This window comes from Rhizobium nepotum 39/7 (assembly GCF_000949865.1).
Classification (GTDB): Bacteria; Pseudomonadota; Alphaproteobacteria; order Rhizobiales; family Rhizobiaceae; genus Agrobacterium; species Agrobacterium nepotum.
Genome location: NZ_JWJH01000016.1, coordinates 81,350 through 94,430, shown reverse-complemented (window position 1 = coordinate 94,430; position 13,081 = coordinate 81,350). Strand labels below are relative to the sequence as shown.

At 61.6% G+C, this 13,081-nt stretch carries 13 protein-coding genes; 3 read left to right on the top strand and 10 right to left on the bottom strand.

Annotation, left to right across the window (positions count from 1 at the left end; translation table 11 throughout):
- Window positions 1-153: 153 nt before the first annotated feature.
- From mobB to moaA, 5 genes are all read right to left on the bottom strand, one after another.
- The gene (gene mobB, locus RS75_RS17220) at window positions 154-669 is read right to left on the bottom strand and encodes a molybdopterin-guanine dinucleotide biosynthesis protein B (protein ID WP_045022499.1); all 516 of its coding nucleotides are present in this window, start codon (window positions 667-669) and stop codon (window positions 154-156) included.
- A complete protein-coding gene (gene mobA, locus RS75_RS17215; protein WP_045022498.1) occupies window positions 666-1,292 on the bottom strand; it encodes a molybdenum cofactor guanylyltransferase MobA in 627 nt (208 codons plus the stop codon). The genes mobB and mobA overlap by 4 nt, the downstream gene beginning before the upstream one ends.
- Window positions 1,289-2,488, bottom strand: a complete 1,200-nt coding sequence (locus RS75_RS17210; RefSeq protein WP_045022497.1) for a multidrug effflux MFS transporter — start codon at window positions 2,486-2,488, stop codon at window positions 1,289-1,291. The genes mobA and RS75_RS17210 overlap by 4 nt, the downstream gene beginning before the upstream one ends.
- A 1-nt stretch (window position 2,489) precedes the next feature.
- Complete coding sequence (locus tag RS75_RS17205) at window positions 2,490-3,458, bottom strand: DMT family transporter (protein WP_045022496.1); 969 nt, start codon at window positions 3,456-3,458, stop codon at window positions 2,490-2,492.
- 152 nt (window positions 3,459-3,610) lie between these two features.
- Entirely contained in the window at window positions 3,611-4,660 is a 1,050-nt protein-coding gene (gene moaA / locus RS75_RS17200) for a GTP 3',8-cyclase MoaA (protein ID WP_045022495.1), read from the bottom strand.
- A gap of 131 nt (window positions 4,661-4,791) precedes the next feature.
- On the opposite strand from moaA, the gene RS75_RS17195 reads away from it, so the two are divergent.
- From RS75_RS17195 to RS75_RS17185, 3 genes are read left to right on the top strand one after another with little or no spacing between them, the layout of a single operon-like run.
- On the top strand, window positions 4,792-5,160 hold the full coding sequence (locus tag RS75_RS17195) for a gamma-butyrobetaine hydroxylase-like domain-containing protein (protein ID WP_045022493.1): 369 nt from the start codon (window positions 4,792-4,794) through the stop codon (window positions 5,158-5,160).
- Between the two features lie 49 nt (window positions 5,161-5,209).
- Window positions 5,210-7,021 (top strand): monovalent cation:proton antiporter-2 (CPA2) family protein, encoded by a 1,812-nt coding sequence (locus RS75_RS17190; RefSeq protein ID WP_045022491.1) that lies wholly within the window; start codon window positions 5,210-5,212, stop codon window positions 7,019-7,021.
- Window positions 7,022-7,069: 48 nt separating this feature from the next.
- Entirely contained in the window at window positions 7,070-7,678 is a 609-nt protein-coding gene (locus tag RS75_RS17185) for a pyridoxamine 5'-phosphate oxidase family protein (protein WP_045022489.1), read from the top strand.
- Window positions 7,679-7,917: 239 nt separating this feature from the next.
- On the opposite strand, the gene RS75_RS17180 is transcribed toward RS75_RS17185, so the two are convergent.
- The 5 genes from RS75_RS17180 to trpD all read right to left on the bottom strand — a co-directional run bounded on the left by RS75_RS17180 (window position 7,918) and on the right by trpD (window position 13,076).
- Window positions 7,918-8,988, bottom strand: coding sequence for a GGDEF domain-containing protein (locus RS75_RS17180; protein WP_045022487.1), 1,071 nt, complete (start codon window positions 8,986-8,988; stop codon window positions 7,918-7,920).
- 501 nt (window positions 8,989-9,489) lie between these two features.
- On the bottom strand, window positions 9,490-10,707 hold the full coding sequence (locus RS75_RS17175) for a molybdopterin molybdotransferase MoeA (protein WP_045022483.1): 1,218 nt from the start codon (window positions 10,705-10,707) through the stop codon (window positions 9,490-9,492).
- The gene (gene moaC / locus RS75_RS17170; RefSeq protein WP_045022482.1) at window positions 10,708-11,199 is read right to left on the bottom strand and encodes a cyclic pyranopterin monophosphate synthase MoaC; all 492 of its coding nucleotides are present in this window, start codon (window positions 11,197-11,199) and stop codon (window positions 10,708-10,710) included.
- Window positions 11,200-11,206: 7 nt separating this feature from the next.
- Entirely contained in the window at window positions 11,207-12,022 is an 816-nt protein-coding gene (gene trpC, locus RS75_RS17165; RefSeq protein ID WP_045022480.1) for an indole-3-glycerol phosphate synthase TrpC, read from the bottom strand.
- A 19-nt stretch (window positions 12,023-12,041) separates the two neighbouring features.
- Window positions 12,042-13,076: an anthranilate phosphoribosyltransferase gene (trpD, locus tag RS75_RS17160; RefSeq protein ID WP_045022478.1), complete on the bottom strand. Its 1,035-nt coding sequence runs from the start codon at window positions 13,074-13,076 to the stop codon at window positions 12,042-12,044.
- Window positions 13,077-13,081 lie beyond the last annotated feature (5 nt).

The window sequence follows — 13,081 nt, the reverse complement described above, 5'->3', positions numbered from 1 at the left end:
CGCCCGAAACAACAAAAGACCTCCGCCAGATGCAGTTCAACTGGGAGCCGATTTAAACCGGACAGTAGTGGGCTTGACCCAAGGATCCATGGCGCGCCGGGTTGTGGGTCCTCGGGTCAAGCCCGAGGATGACGGAGGAGGGGTAACGCCTCTCTACGCCCGCACCAGCCCGACCGTCTTCTCGATGAAATCGGCAATGGTGGCGGTGTCGTCGAGATCGAAGACGGTAAGGGCGGTGTCCGTCACGGCGTGATCGGCAGCGATTGCGATGATGTGTGGGTCGGTGGGAGCAAGCGGTTCGGTTTTCGCGGCCTCCAGCCGGCGCGCCTCTATCTTCGGCACGGGTTCGTATTTGTAACCCTCGATCAGCACGAGATCGCAGGGGGCGAGGCGGGAGAGGATTTCAGCGAAGGACGGTTCCGGCTCGCCGCGCAATTCATGCATGATGGCGAAACGGGTGCCGGAAACGATGGTGACCTCATGCGCGCCGGCCTGCCGGTGACGCCAGCTATCGGCCCCGACCTTGTCGATATCGAAATCATGATGGGCGTGCTTGATGGTGGAGACGCGGTAGCCGCGCGCGGTGAGTTCGGTGACGATGCGCACCGCAAGGCCGGTCTTGCCCGAGTTTTTCCAGCCGGCGATGCCGAAGACCTTTTGCTCCGTCATGGTTCCATGCTCTCCAGATAGCGTCGTGCCAGCGCCAGTTCGTCCGGCGTGTTGATGTTGAAGAACGGATCGAGGCTGCCTTTTGCCGTTTCCAGCGGCGGGAAGGCGATGCCGATCGTGACGTGCCGGGCGAGATAGGCGCGGATACGCCTATTTGCATCGTTCTTCAGCCACTCTTCCAGATCGTCGGCGAGCGCCACGGGCCATAGCGCGAAAACGGGGTGAAGCTGACCGCTGGAGGCGGCGATGACGATCGCATCGTCAGCTATGTGTTCGCAAAGCCGGGCGACGAGATCGTCGGGGAAAAACGGGCTGTCGGCGGGCACCGTCAGGAAATGGCTTCCTCCGGCTTTACGGCCCTGGAAATGGCGCATGCCGGAGAGAACGCCGGCCAGCGGCCCGGCATGGCCGTTCACTGTGTCGGGCAGCAAGGGCAGACCGAAGCTTTCGGCCCAGCCATTAGCGGCATTGATGGTGACATCCGACACCTGTGGCGCGATACGGCGGACGACATGGGAAAGCAGCGGCTCGTTGCCCAGCATCACCATCGCCTTGTTGGTGCCCATGCGTCGCGACAGGCCGCCCGCCAGCACCAGACCGGGTATTTTAGAACGGGCCGTCATTGCCGCTTTTCCTGCAGCCTTACGATATAGGTGGTGAGGAGGGCGACAAGGCCGGTCGCCAGCATCACCAGAAGAAGCGGCCATGTTCCGTCTTCTCTTGATAGGACGGAGGAGGCGAGCACGGAAAGTGCAGCACCGCCGCCAATGGTCATCGCGCCGCCGAGGCCGGAGGCGGAGCCTGCCAGATGCGGCTGGACGCTGACCATGCCGGCATTGGCGCTTGGCAGGGTAACGCCGTTTCCAACGCCGATGAGGGCGAGCGGCGCGAAAAACGCATAGGCGCTTTCCGCCCCGATGGAGAGCAGCAGGATCGCCGTCAGGATGCCGGCGACGGCGATGACATTGCCCGACAGCATCATGCGGGTGATGCCGATCTGGCTGGCATAACGGCCGGACACGAAGTTGCCGAGCATGTAGCCGCTGGCCATGAAGAAGAATTGCAGGCCGAGCATGGCGGGTGCAAGGCCGTAAAGAACGCTGCCGACGAAGGGTGCGCCGCCGAGAAACGAAAAAAACATGCCCGACGAGAAGGTCGAGGTCAGCGCATATCCCCAGAAGAGCGGCGAGCGCAGAAGCTCCGGCCAAGCGTGGAACTGCTGCGAGAAACTTCCCGACCTGTTGTGGTTGGTCTCGCCGAGATCGAACCAGGCGAGCGCCAGAATGCCGACACCGAGAAGGGCGAGAAGCGCGAAGCTCGATTGCCAGCCGGAAATATCGTTGAGCAACCCGCCAATCGTGGGACCGACCATCGGCACGACAGACATGCCCATGGTCACATAACCTATCATCGAGGCGGCCTGTTCCATCGGCACCATGTCACGCACGATGGCGCGCGCCAGCACGAAACCGGAGACGATGGCCGCCTGCGCCACACGGCCGATCATGAAGACGGTGATATCAGGCGCCAGCATGCAGACGAGCGTGGCGACGATCATCAGCGCGATGCTGGCGAGCATGACGGGCCGGCGTCCGAACAGATCGGATAGCGGGCCGATGAGGAGTTGCAGGCAGGCGGTGGCGGCAAGATAGCCGGACACGGCAAATTGCATGACGGCGTAATCGGTCTCGAAATACAGCGCCATGGCGGTGAGCGAGGGCAGGAACAGGTTCATGCAAAGGGCCGAGACGCCCGCGATGACGACCAGTGTGATGATGTGGGGTGGGGTGGTCCTGTTCATAAAACGGGCGCTTTTCATGTCATTCTCCCGCTTCTTCCGTGACAGTAGCTTTCGTTACGGAAGCTGGCCGCACCGTGGTTGCGGCGGTCGGCGTCGCGGCGGAGCGCTGGGCCATCTGCGAGCGCTTGCGCAGGCTCTCGCGGTAGAAGGTATAGAGGCCCGAACCGATGACGATCACGGCGCCGACGATCGTGAAGCTGTCGATCTTCTCGTTGAAGAAGAACACGCCGATCATGAAGCCCCAGAGCAGGCTGGTGTAACGGAACGGTGCGACGAAGGAGATTTCGCCGGTTCGCATCGCCAGAATAATCGCCTGATAGCCGATCAGCACCAGAACGGCCGAAGCGGCCAGATGCGACAGGATCGTGAAGTTCATCGGCTGCCAGCCGCCGAAAGGCTGGATCAGCAGGCCGCCCACCGCCATGTTGACGGAGGCGGTGATGACGGTGACGGCAAGCGAGGGGACATCCGCATACATCTTGCGGGTCAGAAGATCGCGCGCCGCCGTGACCGCAAGCGAGGCGACGACCAAAAGCGCGCCTGACGTGAAACCCTCAGGACCGGGCCGGATGATGACGAGCACGCCGATGAAACCGACGATGATCGCCGCCCAGCGCCGCCAGCCGACGGGTTCGCGCAGGAACAGCGCGGCACCCAGTGTCACGATCAGCGGCAGGGACTGCAATATGGCCGATGCATTGGAAAATTCGATGAGGCCGAGCGCCGTCAGATAAAGCACGGCGGCCGTGACTTCGCACAGACAGCGCAGGATGATGATGGGCCGCATGAGGGTTTTCAGCGGCCGCAATGCGCCGAAATGCCGGGCGGCGATATAGACCAGCACCACTGTCATGATGCCGCGCACGAACATGATCTGGCCGGTATTGATATAGGGGGTGACGGATTTCGTCAGGGCGTCGTTGGCCGTGAAGCTTGCCATGGCGAGCGCCATCAGCAGGGCGCCGCGCGTATTGTCCGTCAATGCCATTCCATACGATCCCAGACCATGCGCGGCTTTGCTCCGTCGCCTGCGGGCGATGATTTCGGGGCCAGACTGCGCATTCCTCCATGCCAAGAGACGTGGCACGGCCAAGCCGGCATTTCAACCGTTTATATGGGTGGGGAACGGGAGAAAAAAGCTCAGCCGCCGGTCACGCTCATATGGCGGGCGACGGCGGGGCGCTTGTGGGTGCGGTCGATGATGAAATCATGGCCTTTCGGCTTGCGCAGAAGGGCCTCGTCTATGGCGCTGGAAAGATAGGCGTCGTCATCGGAGGCGCGCAGCGCGGTGCGCAGATCGGCCGCATCGTCCTGACCGAGGCACATGTAGAGCGTGCCGGTGCAGGTGAGGCGGACGCGGTTGCAGCTTTCGCAGAAATTATGGGTCATCGGTGTGATGAAACCCAGCCGGCCGCCGCTTTCCTTCACCGTCACGTAACGGGCGGGACCGCCGGTCTGGTAGTCGCTGTCGATGAGGGTGAAGCTTTGTTCCAGATCGGCGCGCAGTTTCGAAAGCGGCAGGTAGCGGTCGGTGCGGTCTTCCTCGATCTCGCCCATCGGCATGGTCTCAATCACCGTCAGGTCCATGCCGCGACCATGGGCGAAACGCATGATTTCAGGGATTTCAGTCTCGTTGAAGTCCTTCAGCGCAACGGCATTGAGCTTGACCTTGATGCCAGCGGCTTGCGCGGCGTCCAGCCCTTCCATCACACGGTCGATATCGCCCCAGCGGGTGATTTCGCGGAATTTCTGCGGGTCCAGCGTATCGAGCGAGACATTGATGCGTTTGACGCCGCAATCGGCGAGTTCGGCGGCGAATTTCGCAAGCTGCGAACCGTTGGTGGTCAGCGTCAGCTCATCCAGCGCGCCGGTGCCAATATGGCGGCCGAGGTTCCTCACCAGCATCATGATGTTCTTGCGCACCAGCGGCTCGCCGCCGGTCAGCCTCAGCTTGCGCACGCCCCTTTGAATGAAGACGGAACAGAGCCGGTCGAGTTCCTCCAGCGTCAGAAGGTCCTTCTTCGGCAGGAACGTCATGTGTTCGGACATGCAGTAGGTACAGCGGAAATCGCAGCGGTCTGTCACGGAAACGCGCAGATAGGTGATGGACCGGCCGAAGGGGTCCACCATCGGTGCGCTGCTCTCCGTCAGGGACTGCGCTCTTTCGAGCGATCCGGGGAAACTGTTCACGTCTCCGTCCTCACTGCGCGATGCGCCGGGCAAACAAGCCGGGCATGTGCTTTCCAATTGATGTAGTGGCTTGCCTATCGCGAGGCAAGTCCGTAATTCTGACGCATATGACGAGCTTGCGGAAGTGAAAAATGAGTGATGCCTGGCCGACTGAACTGCTTGTGTCGAAAGACCGGCGGGAACTGACCGTTTCCTTCGATGATGGAAGCGTTTATCGGCTCGCAGCCGAGATGCTGCGCGTGCTTTCTCCCTCGGCGGAAGTACAGGGCCACGGGCCCGGCCAGAAGATCACCGTTCCCGGCAAGCGCAACGTCGCTATCCGCGCCATGACGGCGACCGGCAATTACGCCGTGCGTATCGTTTTCGACGACGGTCACGACAGCGGTATTTTTACCTGGAGATACCTGAAGGAACTGGGTGAGACCGGCGACGCACTGTTTGCCGATTATGAACGGCAGCTCGCTGAAAAGGGCTTGAGCAGGGAACCGCTATCCCGCTAGAAACAGGTGAGGGGAACTTCCTCGTCCTATCAATTCAACGGGGTGGCGTGTGGCTGTCGAAGCGAACGGAAATGATCTGGCCCAGGTGGTCGTGCTTTTGGCGGCGGGCGTTGTGGCTGCGCCGATTTTCAAGCGCATCGGCCTCGGTTCGGTGCTGGGTTATCTGGCCGCCGGCCTCGTGATCGGGCCATACGGCTTCGGTTTCTTTTCCGATCCGCAGGCCATTATCCATATCGCTGAACTTGGCGTGGTGATGTTCCTGTTCATCATCGGTCTTGAAATGCAGCCGTCGCGGCTGTGGTCCATGCGCAAGGATATTTTCGGGCTCGGCGCGCTTCAGGTGCTGGTCTGCATGGCGGGTCTGACGATGGTGGGCGTCAGTCTCGGCTTTCCGCTCATCATGTCATTCGTCGCCGGCACCGGCTTCGTGCTGACCTCGACGGCGATCGTCATGCAGATGCTGCAGGAGCGCAACAGCATGTCCAGCCTCAAGGGCCAGCGCATCATCGCCATCCTGCTATTTGAGGATCTGGCCATCGTGCCGCTTCTGGCGTTGGTCGCTTTCCTCGGTGCGGGCGGTGAACACGTCACACCTTCGGAGCGCTGGGTTTCCGTCGGCATTGCGCTTGCCGCCGTAGGCGCGCTCATTCTGGCCGGGCGTTATCTTCTCAACCCCTTCTTCCGGCTGCTGGCGGCCTCCGGCGCGCGCGAGGTGATGACGGCTGCCGCCCTGCTCGTGGTGCTCGGTTCGGCGCTGTTGATGCAGGTCAGCGGTCTTTCCATGGCCATGGGCGCGTTTCTCGCCGGCGTGCTTTTGTCCGAATCATCGTTCCGCCATCAGCTTGAGGCGGATATCGAGCCGTTTCGCGGCATTCTGCTCGGCCTGTTCTTCCTTGGCGTTGGCATGGCGATCGATCTTGCCGTCATCGCCTCCAACTGGCAGCTCGTTGTCGTCAGCGTCGCGGGCTACATGCTGCTCAAGGCTTTCCTGATCTACGGCGTGGCGCGGGCGCTCGGCACCACGCGGCGCGAAAGCCTGGAACGGGCGGTGCTGATGGCGCAGGGCGGCGAATTCGCCTTCGTGCTCTATTCGGCCGCCGTCAGCGCTGGCATTCTCGATCGCGAAGCCAACGCCATCCTGACCGCGACCATCATCATCTCCATGGTGCTGACGCCGCTGATGGTCATTCTCCACGACCGGCTGGTGCCGGCGGCGGTTCCCAATACCGACGATCTCGATGTGCCGGAAAATGTCGAAGGCAGCATTTTGCTGATCGGCTTCGGGCGTTTCGGCCAGATCGTCAGCCAGCCGCTTCTGGCGCGCGGCTACACGCTGTCGCTGATCGACAAGGATGCCGATTTCGTGCGCGATGCGGCGGAATTCGGTTTCAAGGTCTATTATGGCGACGGCTCGCGGGCGGAAATCCTGCATGCCGCCGGTGCCAGCACCGCGCGTGCGGTGCTGATCTGCGTCGACGACAAGGAAGCGGCCATCCGGATCGCGGAAATCGTAAAGCATGAGTTTCCGCTGGTTCCCGTTCTTGCCCGTGCCTATGACCGTGGCCACGCACTCGATCTTCTGAAGGCTGGCGTGGATTACCAGATCCGCGAGACGCTGGAATCGGCGATGAATTTCAGCGAGGAAGTGCTTGGCGCCATGGGCGAGGAGCGGGAAGACGCCGCCCGTCTGGTGGAGGAATTCCGCGACCGCGACGAGGAACGTTTCGCTATGGAAGTCGTCGGCGGCATCTATGCGGGCCGTTCGCTGATCCGCGGCAATGCACAGCCTGCCGACCTCGTCGCCGCCCGCACCGCGCGCGAACGGGCGGAGCGGGAAAAGGCGGAGGCGGCGGAGGAGTAAAACTCCGCGTTTTCGGCGCTACATCGAATTCAAGGAATTGGAGCGGACATGACGATCATTCGCACGGTCGAGGAATTGAAGGCCATTTACGATGGCACCAGCGAAGCATCGATGGCCAAGGTGACAGCCGCGCTCACGGCCGAATACAGGCGGATGATCGAGGCGTCGCCGTTTCTCGCGCTGGCGACGGTCGGGCCTGAAGGCATGGACTGTTCGCCGCGCGGCGACAAGGGCGGCGTGGTGCGGGTGGCTGACGACAGGACCCTGCTGCTGCCGGACTGGCGCGGCAACAACCGCGTCGATTCACTTTTGAACATCGTGCGCGATCCGCGTGTGGCGCTGATGTTCCTCATCCCCGGCTCGAATACGACGATGCGCGTCAACGGCCGGGCAAACGTTTCGGTCGCTCCCGATCTCCTGCAAAGCTTTGAAATGGACGGCAAACATCCGCGCACCGTCATCGTGGTCGAGATAAACGAGGTCTATTTCCAATGCGCCAGGGCTCTGATGCGCTCGGAACTGTGGAACTCCGACAATTTCGTCGATCCCTCGTCGCTGCCCACGCCCGGCAGCCTGCTCAAAGCCGCAAAGACCGAGTTCGATCAGGAAACCTATGATCGGGAATGGGCCGTGCGGGCGGCGAAGACCATGTGGTGAAGGGGATGTGATGCGCGTCCGGATCAAACGGTGATCAGGCTACCTGGAACGCGTCGCAGCACCTGCGTACTTGGCAGACGCAGCATCCTCACACATCGTCACCCCGGATCTAGTCCGGGGTCCAGTGCGATCAAGTCCTTGATCGCGTAAGGCTCTTCTCACGGCGCATACTCGCCGTGGCTGGATGCCGGATCAGGTCCGGCATGACGGCAGAGATATTCTCGAGCTTGTCGTCCTTCTCACGTCCGATAAATCAGCCAGTTCTTGCCGACATAGTTCTTCTGCATGCCGTCCTCGTAAAAGACGGAGCGGTTCCTGCCGGTTTCCTTGGCGTGGTAGAGCGCCATATCGGCATGGCCATAGAGTTCGCCCGGATTGTTGGCCTGCGAGGCGGAGGCAAAACCGATCGAGATCGTCACCGTGCCGTAGTCGGCGCCCGACCTCGAATTGCGGAACGGCGTGCTTTCCAGCGACAGGCGAATGCGCTCGCAAATCACCATGACCTCTTCCGGCGTGTTGCCATCAAGAATGATGGCGAATTCCTCGCCGCCGCTTCTGGCGACGAAACCGTCCTTGCGGACATTGGCGCGGATGACGGAGGCGACGGTGGCCAGTATCTTGTCGCCGACCGGATGGCCGAACGTGTCGTTGATCCGCTTGAAATGATCGATATCGAGCAGGACGAGCGTCGTATATTGCAAGCCGATGGAGCTGTCATAGACGGAAGCCAGCCTGTCGTCGAAAGCGCGCCGGTTGGAAAGACGCGTCAGCGAGTCGGTATTGGCGATGCGTTTGTATTCATCCAGCTCCAGGCGTACCTGATGCATTTCCTCGGCGTGGCGGTTGACGTCGTTGAACGCCTTTTCGCCATCGATGATCTTCGAACCCGTAGCCTCTGCCAGCAATGAAACCGCATTCCTCAGAATATTGGCGCTCGAAACAGTCTTGTCGTCGATGCGCTGGCGCGTTTCTCCGAGAATTCGGTTGTAGTTCTCGATGGAGGATTGCTCGCGCCTCAGCGTTCCGAGCAGGGCTTCCAGTTCACGCCGCAGCTTCTCGTGCGCGTCGTCGATCGACCCCGTGGGATTGCCTTCGCCGTGACGCGTGGATAGTTCGTCCAGATCCTCCTGCGTGACCCGACTTCCGAGCGCGGCCAGATCCTTCGTCAAAGCCGGGTTCGAGCCGATATAGGCTTCGTAAAACAGGCTGTAATTGCGCGGGATTGGCGAAACACCCATGGTCCGCATGGCGTAGGCAATCTGCCCGGCAATGTCGGGCCCCGTGGTTTTGGGCGTGGATGCCGTATTCATCAAGAAACTCCAGTGAGTCTGCTTATCGACTATGATTATTATTACATGGCCCGTTTTGGAAAGCTTAATTTATGAAAAACTAATTTTTATCACGGGATTTTTCAAATTTGGTGATATTTATCTTATTTAATTGATAATTATAAGTAATTCTCAGTTTCAGGGAGTTCCGTAGTTTTTTGGTCTCTACTGTTCGTCTTGGTGCCAGTATCGCATTTATTCTGTCAATCCCGATAACGAGATTCGGGTGATTTATTTTGATACAACAACGTATGGCGATAGTTGGGAAATTGGCGCGGCGGGGCGTTTTTCATTTGGCAAAGACGTCGTGTATAGGCAACGAATTTCTTCGCGCAAGTCCCGATACAGCAACGTTACAGTTTTATTGGGGCGTCTCAACGCGGTCGGATGCGGCCTGTCTCATTGCTGCGACTACTTGTGGTGGAAACCCGGCAAGCTTTTGAAACAATGCGTTGTTTCGCTCGCCGTCGCAACGCTTGCGCGTCAGGCTCTTAGCCTTATCACCGGGCATTCCGCTCCTGCCTCCACCGCCGGCGCATGCGGCTGTCGCACGATCAACCCGTCGGAATGGGCCAGCAGTTTCATCATCGACGAATCCTGTTTGGTATAGGCCTCCGCCACCAGAACGCCGTTCTCGTCGGTGTGGAAACGGGCGCGCAGATAATCCTGCCGGTGGTCGTTCGCTTTCAGCGGCGTCGCGGTGCGGGCGGTGGCAGTCCGTTGCACGGGCGCGCGACGGGCGATTCGGCGGAGCAGCGGTTCGAGGAACAGCAGGCCGCAGACGAGGCTCGCGACCGGGTTTCCGGGCAGGCCCAGAACCTGCATGGTGTCGATGACGCCGACCATCAGCGGTTTTCCCGGGCGCATGGCGATGCGCCAGAAATCGAGCTGCATGCCTTCTGCCTTCAACGCCGCCTGCACGAGATCGTGGTCACCGACCGATGCACCGCCGAGCGTTACCAGCACATCCGCCTTTGCCGCGACGGCCCTGCCGATGGCGGCGCGGATCAAGGCATCATTATCGGCGATGATGCCGAGATCGAGAACGTCGGCACCTGCTGCCCGCGCAAGGGCGGCGATACCGAAGGTGTTCGAGGCGATGATCTGGGCGGGCAGGGGCGTGCTTCCGGGCGGCAACAATTCGTCGCCGGTGGCAAGGATCGCGACGAGCGGCTTGCGATAGACGGCAAGCGTGGCGTGGTTCATCGCGGCTGCGACGGTGAGATCGGTAAAACCGAGTTCACGGCCGGAGTTCAGTACCGTTTCACCCTCGGCGAAATCCTGTCCGCGCGGGCGGATATGTCGCCCGGCGGTGACTTCGAAGGCGGTGCGGATCTTGCCGTCGCCGAGAAGTTCGGCGTCTTCCTGAATGAGAATGGTGTCTGCACCTGTCGGAACCGGCGCGCCGGTGAAGATGCGCACGGCCTCACCTTGCCCCACTGTCCCGGAAAAGGCGTGGCCGGCGGCGGCCTGGCCGATGACGGTGAGGACAGAGCCGATTGCGGGCGCATCGGCGCTGCGCAGCCCATAGCCGTCCATGGCCGAGGCGTTGAAGGGCGGCTGGGTCAGACGTGCCGCAAGGTCGGCCGCAAGCACGCGGCCGTCGCATTCGGCGAGCGGCAGGGTCTCTTCGTCCGCCACCGGAACCGCCGCCTCCAGAAGGCGCGTTATGGCCTCATCCACGGGCAGCAGCGGCTTCATTCAAATCTCCTGTCGCCGGAAATCGCCGGATTTGCCGCCGCTCTTTTCGAGAAGACGGATATTGACGATCTCCATCGCCTTGTCGGCGGCTTTCGCCATGTCGTAGATCGTCAGGCAGGCGATGGATACGGCGGTCAGCGCCTCCATCTCCACGCCGGTCTTGCCGGAAAGTTTCACCATGGCCTCGACCCGCAGGCCGGGCAGGGAAGGGTCCTCGGTGATGTCCACCGCCACCTTGGTCAGCATCAGAGGGTGGCAGAGCGGAATGAGGCTGGCCGTCTGCTTGGCGGCCATGATGCCCGCCAGCCGGGCGGTGCCGATGACGTCGCCTTTCTTGGCATTGCCGTCGCGAATGAGGGTTAGCGTTTCCGGTTTCATCCGCACGAAACCTTCGGCGACGGCGATACGCACGGTTTCCGCCTTGTCGCCGACATCGACCATATGGGCTTCGCCTGCGGCGTCTATATGGGTGAGCTTGCCCGCCTCGCTCATCAGGCGATCATTCCGCAGCCAGAACGCCGGTCTCGCCGGTCAGCAGGGCCCTGGTGGCCGCAGCAACGTCGTCCTTGCGCATCAGGCTTTCACCGACGAGGAAGGTGCGGATGCCGCTCCGTTCGAGGCGCTGGCAATCCTCATAGGTGAAGATGCCGCTTTCGCCGACCAGCAGCTTGTCCGCCGGCACGAGGCCAGCCAGCTTTTCACTGGTTTCGAGACCGACCTCGAAGGTGCGCAGATTGCGGTTGTTGATGCCGAGAAGCGGTGAGGAGAGCTTCAGCGCCCTTTCGGTTTCCTCGGCATCGTGGACCTCGACCAGCACGTCCATGCCAAGCGCGAAAGCCTCGTCTTCCAGCCGTTTCGCCTCATCGTCGGAGAGCGACGCCATGATGAGAAGGATGCAGTCCGCGCCCCAGGCGCGGGCCTCATGCACCTGATAGGTGTCGAACATGAAATCCTTGCGCAGCGCCGGCAGCGAGCATGCATTGCGGGCGGCGGTCAGGAATTCCGGCGCGCCCTGAAAGCTCGGCGTGTCCGTCAGCACGGAAAGGCAGGCAGCGCCACCCGCCTCGTAAGCCGCAGCCAGCGCCGGCGGATCGAAATCCGGACGGATCAGGCCCTTGGAGGGGCTGGCTTTCTTGATTTCGGCGATCAGCCCGAATTTTCCGTCAGCCTGCTTTGCCCTGAGCGCGTTGTAAAAACCGCGCGGCGCGGTCTGGCCGGCGGCCATCGCCTTGAGATCGGCAAGCGAAACCTTCGCCTTGGCAGCGGCGATTTCCTCGCGCTTGTAGATTTCGATCTTTTTGAGAATGTCGCTCATGGTCCCGCTCTCATTCCTTTTAATGCTCGGCCTGCTCGAGGTCTGTTTCGTTGGAGACGGCGACCAGACGGTCGAGGGCTGCCGCTGCGGCTCCGCTGTCGAGCGCCTCGCTGACGATCGTCATCGCCTCGCCAAGCGTTTCGGTCTTGCCGGCAATGACGAGCGCTGCGGCCGCGTTGCACAGCGATACATCGCGATAGGCGTTGCGCTTGCCGGACAGAACTTCGCGCAGCGCTGCCGCATTGGCAATGCCGTCGCCGCCCTTCAGATCATCCATCGCGGCGGGTTCGACGCCGAAATCCTTCGGCGTCAGATCGAAGGTACGGATCTTGCCATCTTCCAGCGCCGCCACATGGGTGACGCCTGTCGTCGTGACCTCATCCATGCCGTCGCCGTGCACGACCCAGATGCTTTCCGAGCCGAGATCGCGCAGCACTTCGGCAAGCGGCACCAGCCAGCGCGGTGAGAATACGCCGAGCAATTGGCGCTTGGCGCCCGCCGGGTTGGAGAGGGGGCCGAGCAGGTTGAAGATCGTTCGTGTGCCGAGTTCGACGCGGCTCGGGCCGACATGGCGCATGGCGGAATGGTGCAGCTGCGCGAACATGAAACCAAGGCCCGCCTCGCCGATGCAGCGGGCAATGAGATCAGGACCGATATCGAGTTTCACGCCGAGCGCGGAGAGCGCATCCGCCGTTCCGGATTTGGAACTCAGCGCCCGGTTACCGTGCTTGGCGACCGGCAGGCCGGTACCGGCGACGATGATCGAGGCAAGCGTCGAGATATTATAGGTGCCGATGCCGTCACCGCCGGTTCCGACGATGTCGATGGCATTGGCTGGGGCCGAAACCGGCAGCATGCGCGCGCGCATGGAGGAGACGGCGCCGACGATCTCGTCCACCGTCTCGCCGCGCACGCGCAGCGCCATCAGGAAACCGCCGATCTGCGACGGGGTGGCCTCGCCCGACATCAGAATGTCGAAGGCGGCCCGCGATTCCTCACGGTTCAGGCTTTCCCCGTTTGCGACCTTGGCGATCAGCGGCTTCAGTTCGGCCATCGTTT

Excerpts from the sequence above, each read along its gene's own strand:
- mobB (WP_045022499.1), bottom strand. The coding sequence starts at position 669 with ATGACGGAGCAAAAGGTCTTCGGCATCGCCGGCTGGAAAAACTCGGGC.
- mobA (WP_045022498.1), bottom strand. The coding sequence starts at position 1,292 with ATGACGGCCCGTTCTAAAATACCCGGTCTGGTGCTGGCGGGCGGCCTG.
- RS75_RS17210 (WP_045022497.1), bottom strand. The coding sequence starts at position 2,488 with ATGAAAAGCGCCCGTTTTATGAACAGGACCACCCCACCCCACATCATC.
- RS75_RS17205 (WP_045022496.1), bottom strand. The coding sequence starts at position 3,458 with ATGGCATTGACGGACAATACGCGCGGCGCCCTGCTGATGGCGCTCGCC.
- RS75_RS17195 (WP_045022493.1), top strand. The coding sequence starts at position 4,792 with ATGAGTGATGCCTGGCCGACTGAACTGCTTGTGTCGAAAGACCGGCGG.
- RS75_RS17185 (WP_045022489.1), top strand. The coding sequence starts at position 7,070 with ATGACGATCATTCGCACGGTCGAGGAATTGAAGGCCATTTACGATGGC.
- RS75_RS17180 (WP_045022487.1), bottom strand. The coding sequence starts at position 8,988 with ATGAATACGGCATCCACGCCCAAAACCACGGGGCCCGACATTGCCGGG.
- RS75_RS17175 (WP_045022483.1), bottom strand. The coding sequence starts at position 10,707 with ATGAAGCCGCTGCTGCCCGTGGATGAGGCCATAACGCGCCTTCTGGAG.
- moaC (WP_045022482.1), bottom strand. The coding sequence starts at position 11,199 with ATGAGCGAGGCGGGCAAGCTCACCCATATAGACGCCGCAGGCGAAGCC.
- trpC (WP_045022480.1), bottom strand. The coding sequence starts at position 12,022 with ATGAGCGACATTCTCAAAAAGATCGAAATCTACAAGCGCGAGGAAATC.
- trpD (WP_045022478.1), bottom strand. The coding sequence starts at position 13,076 with ATGGCCGAACTGAAGCCGCTGATCGCCAAGGTCGCAAACGGGGAAAGC.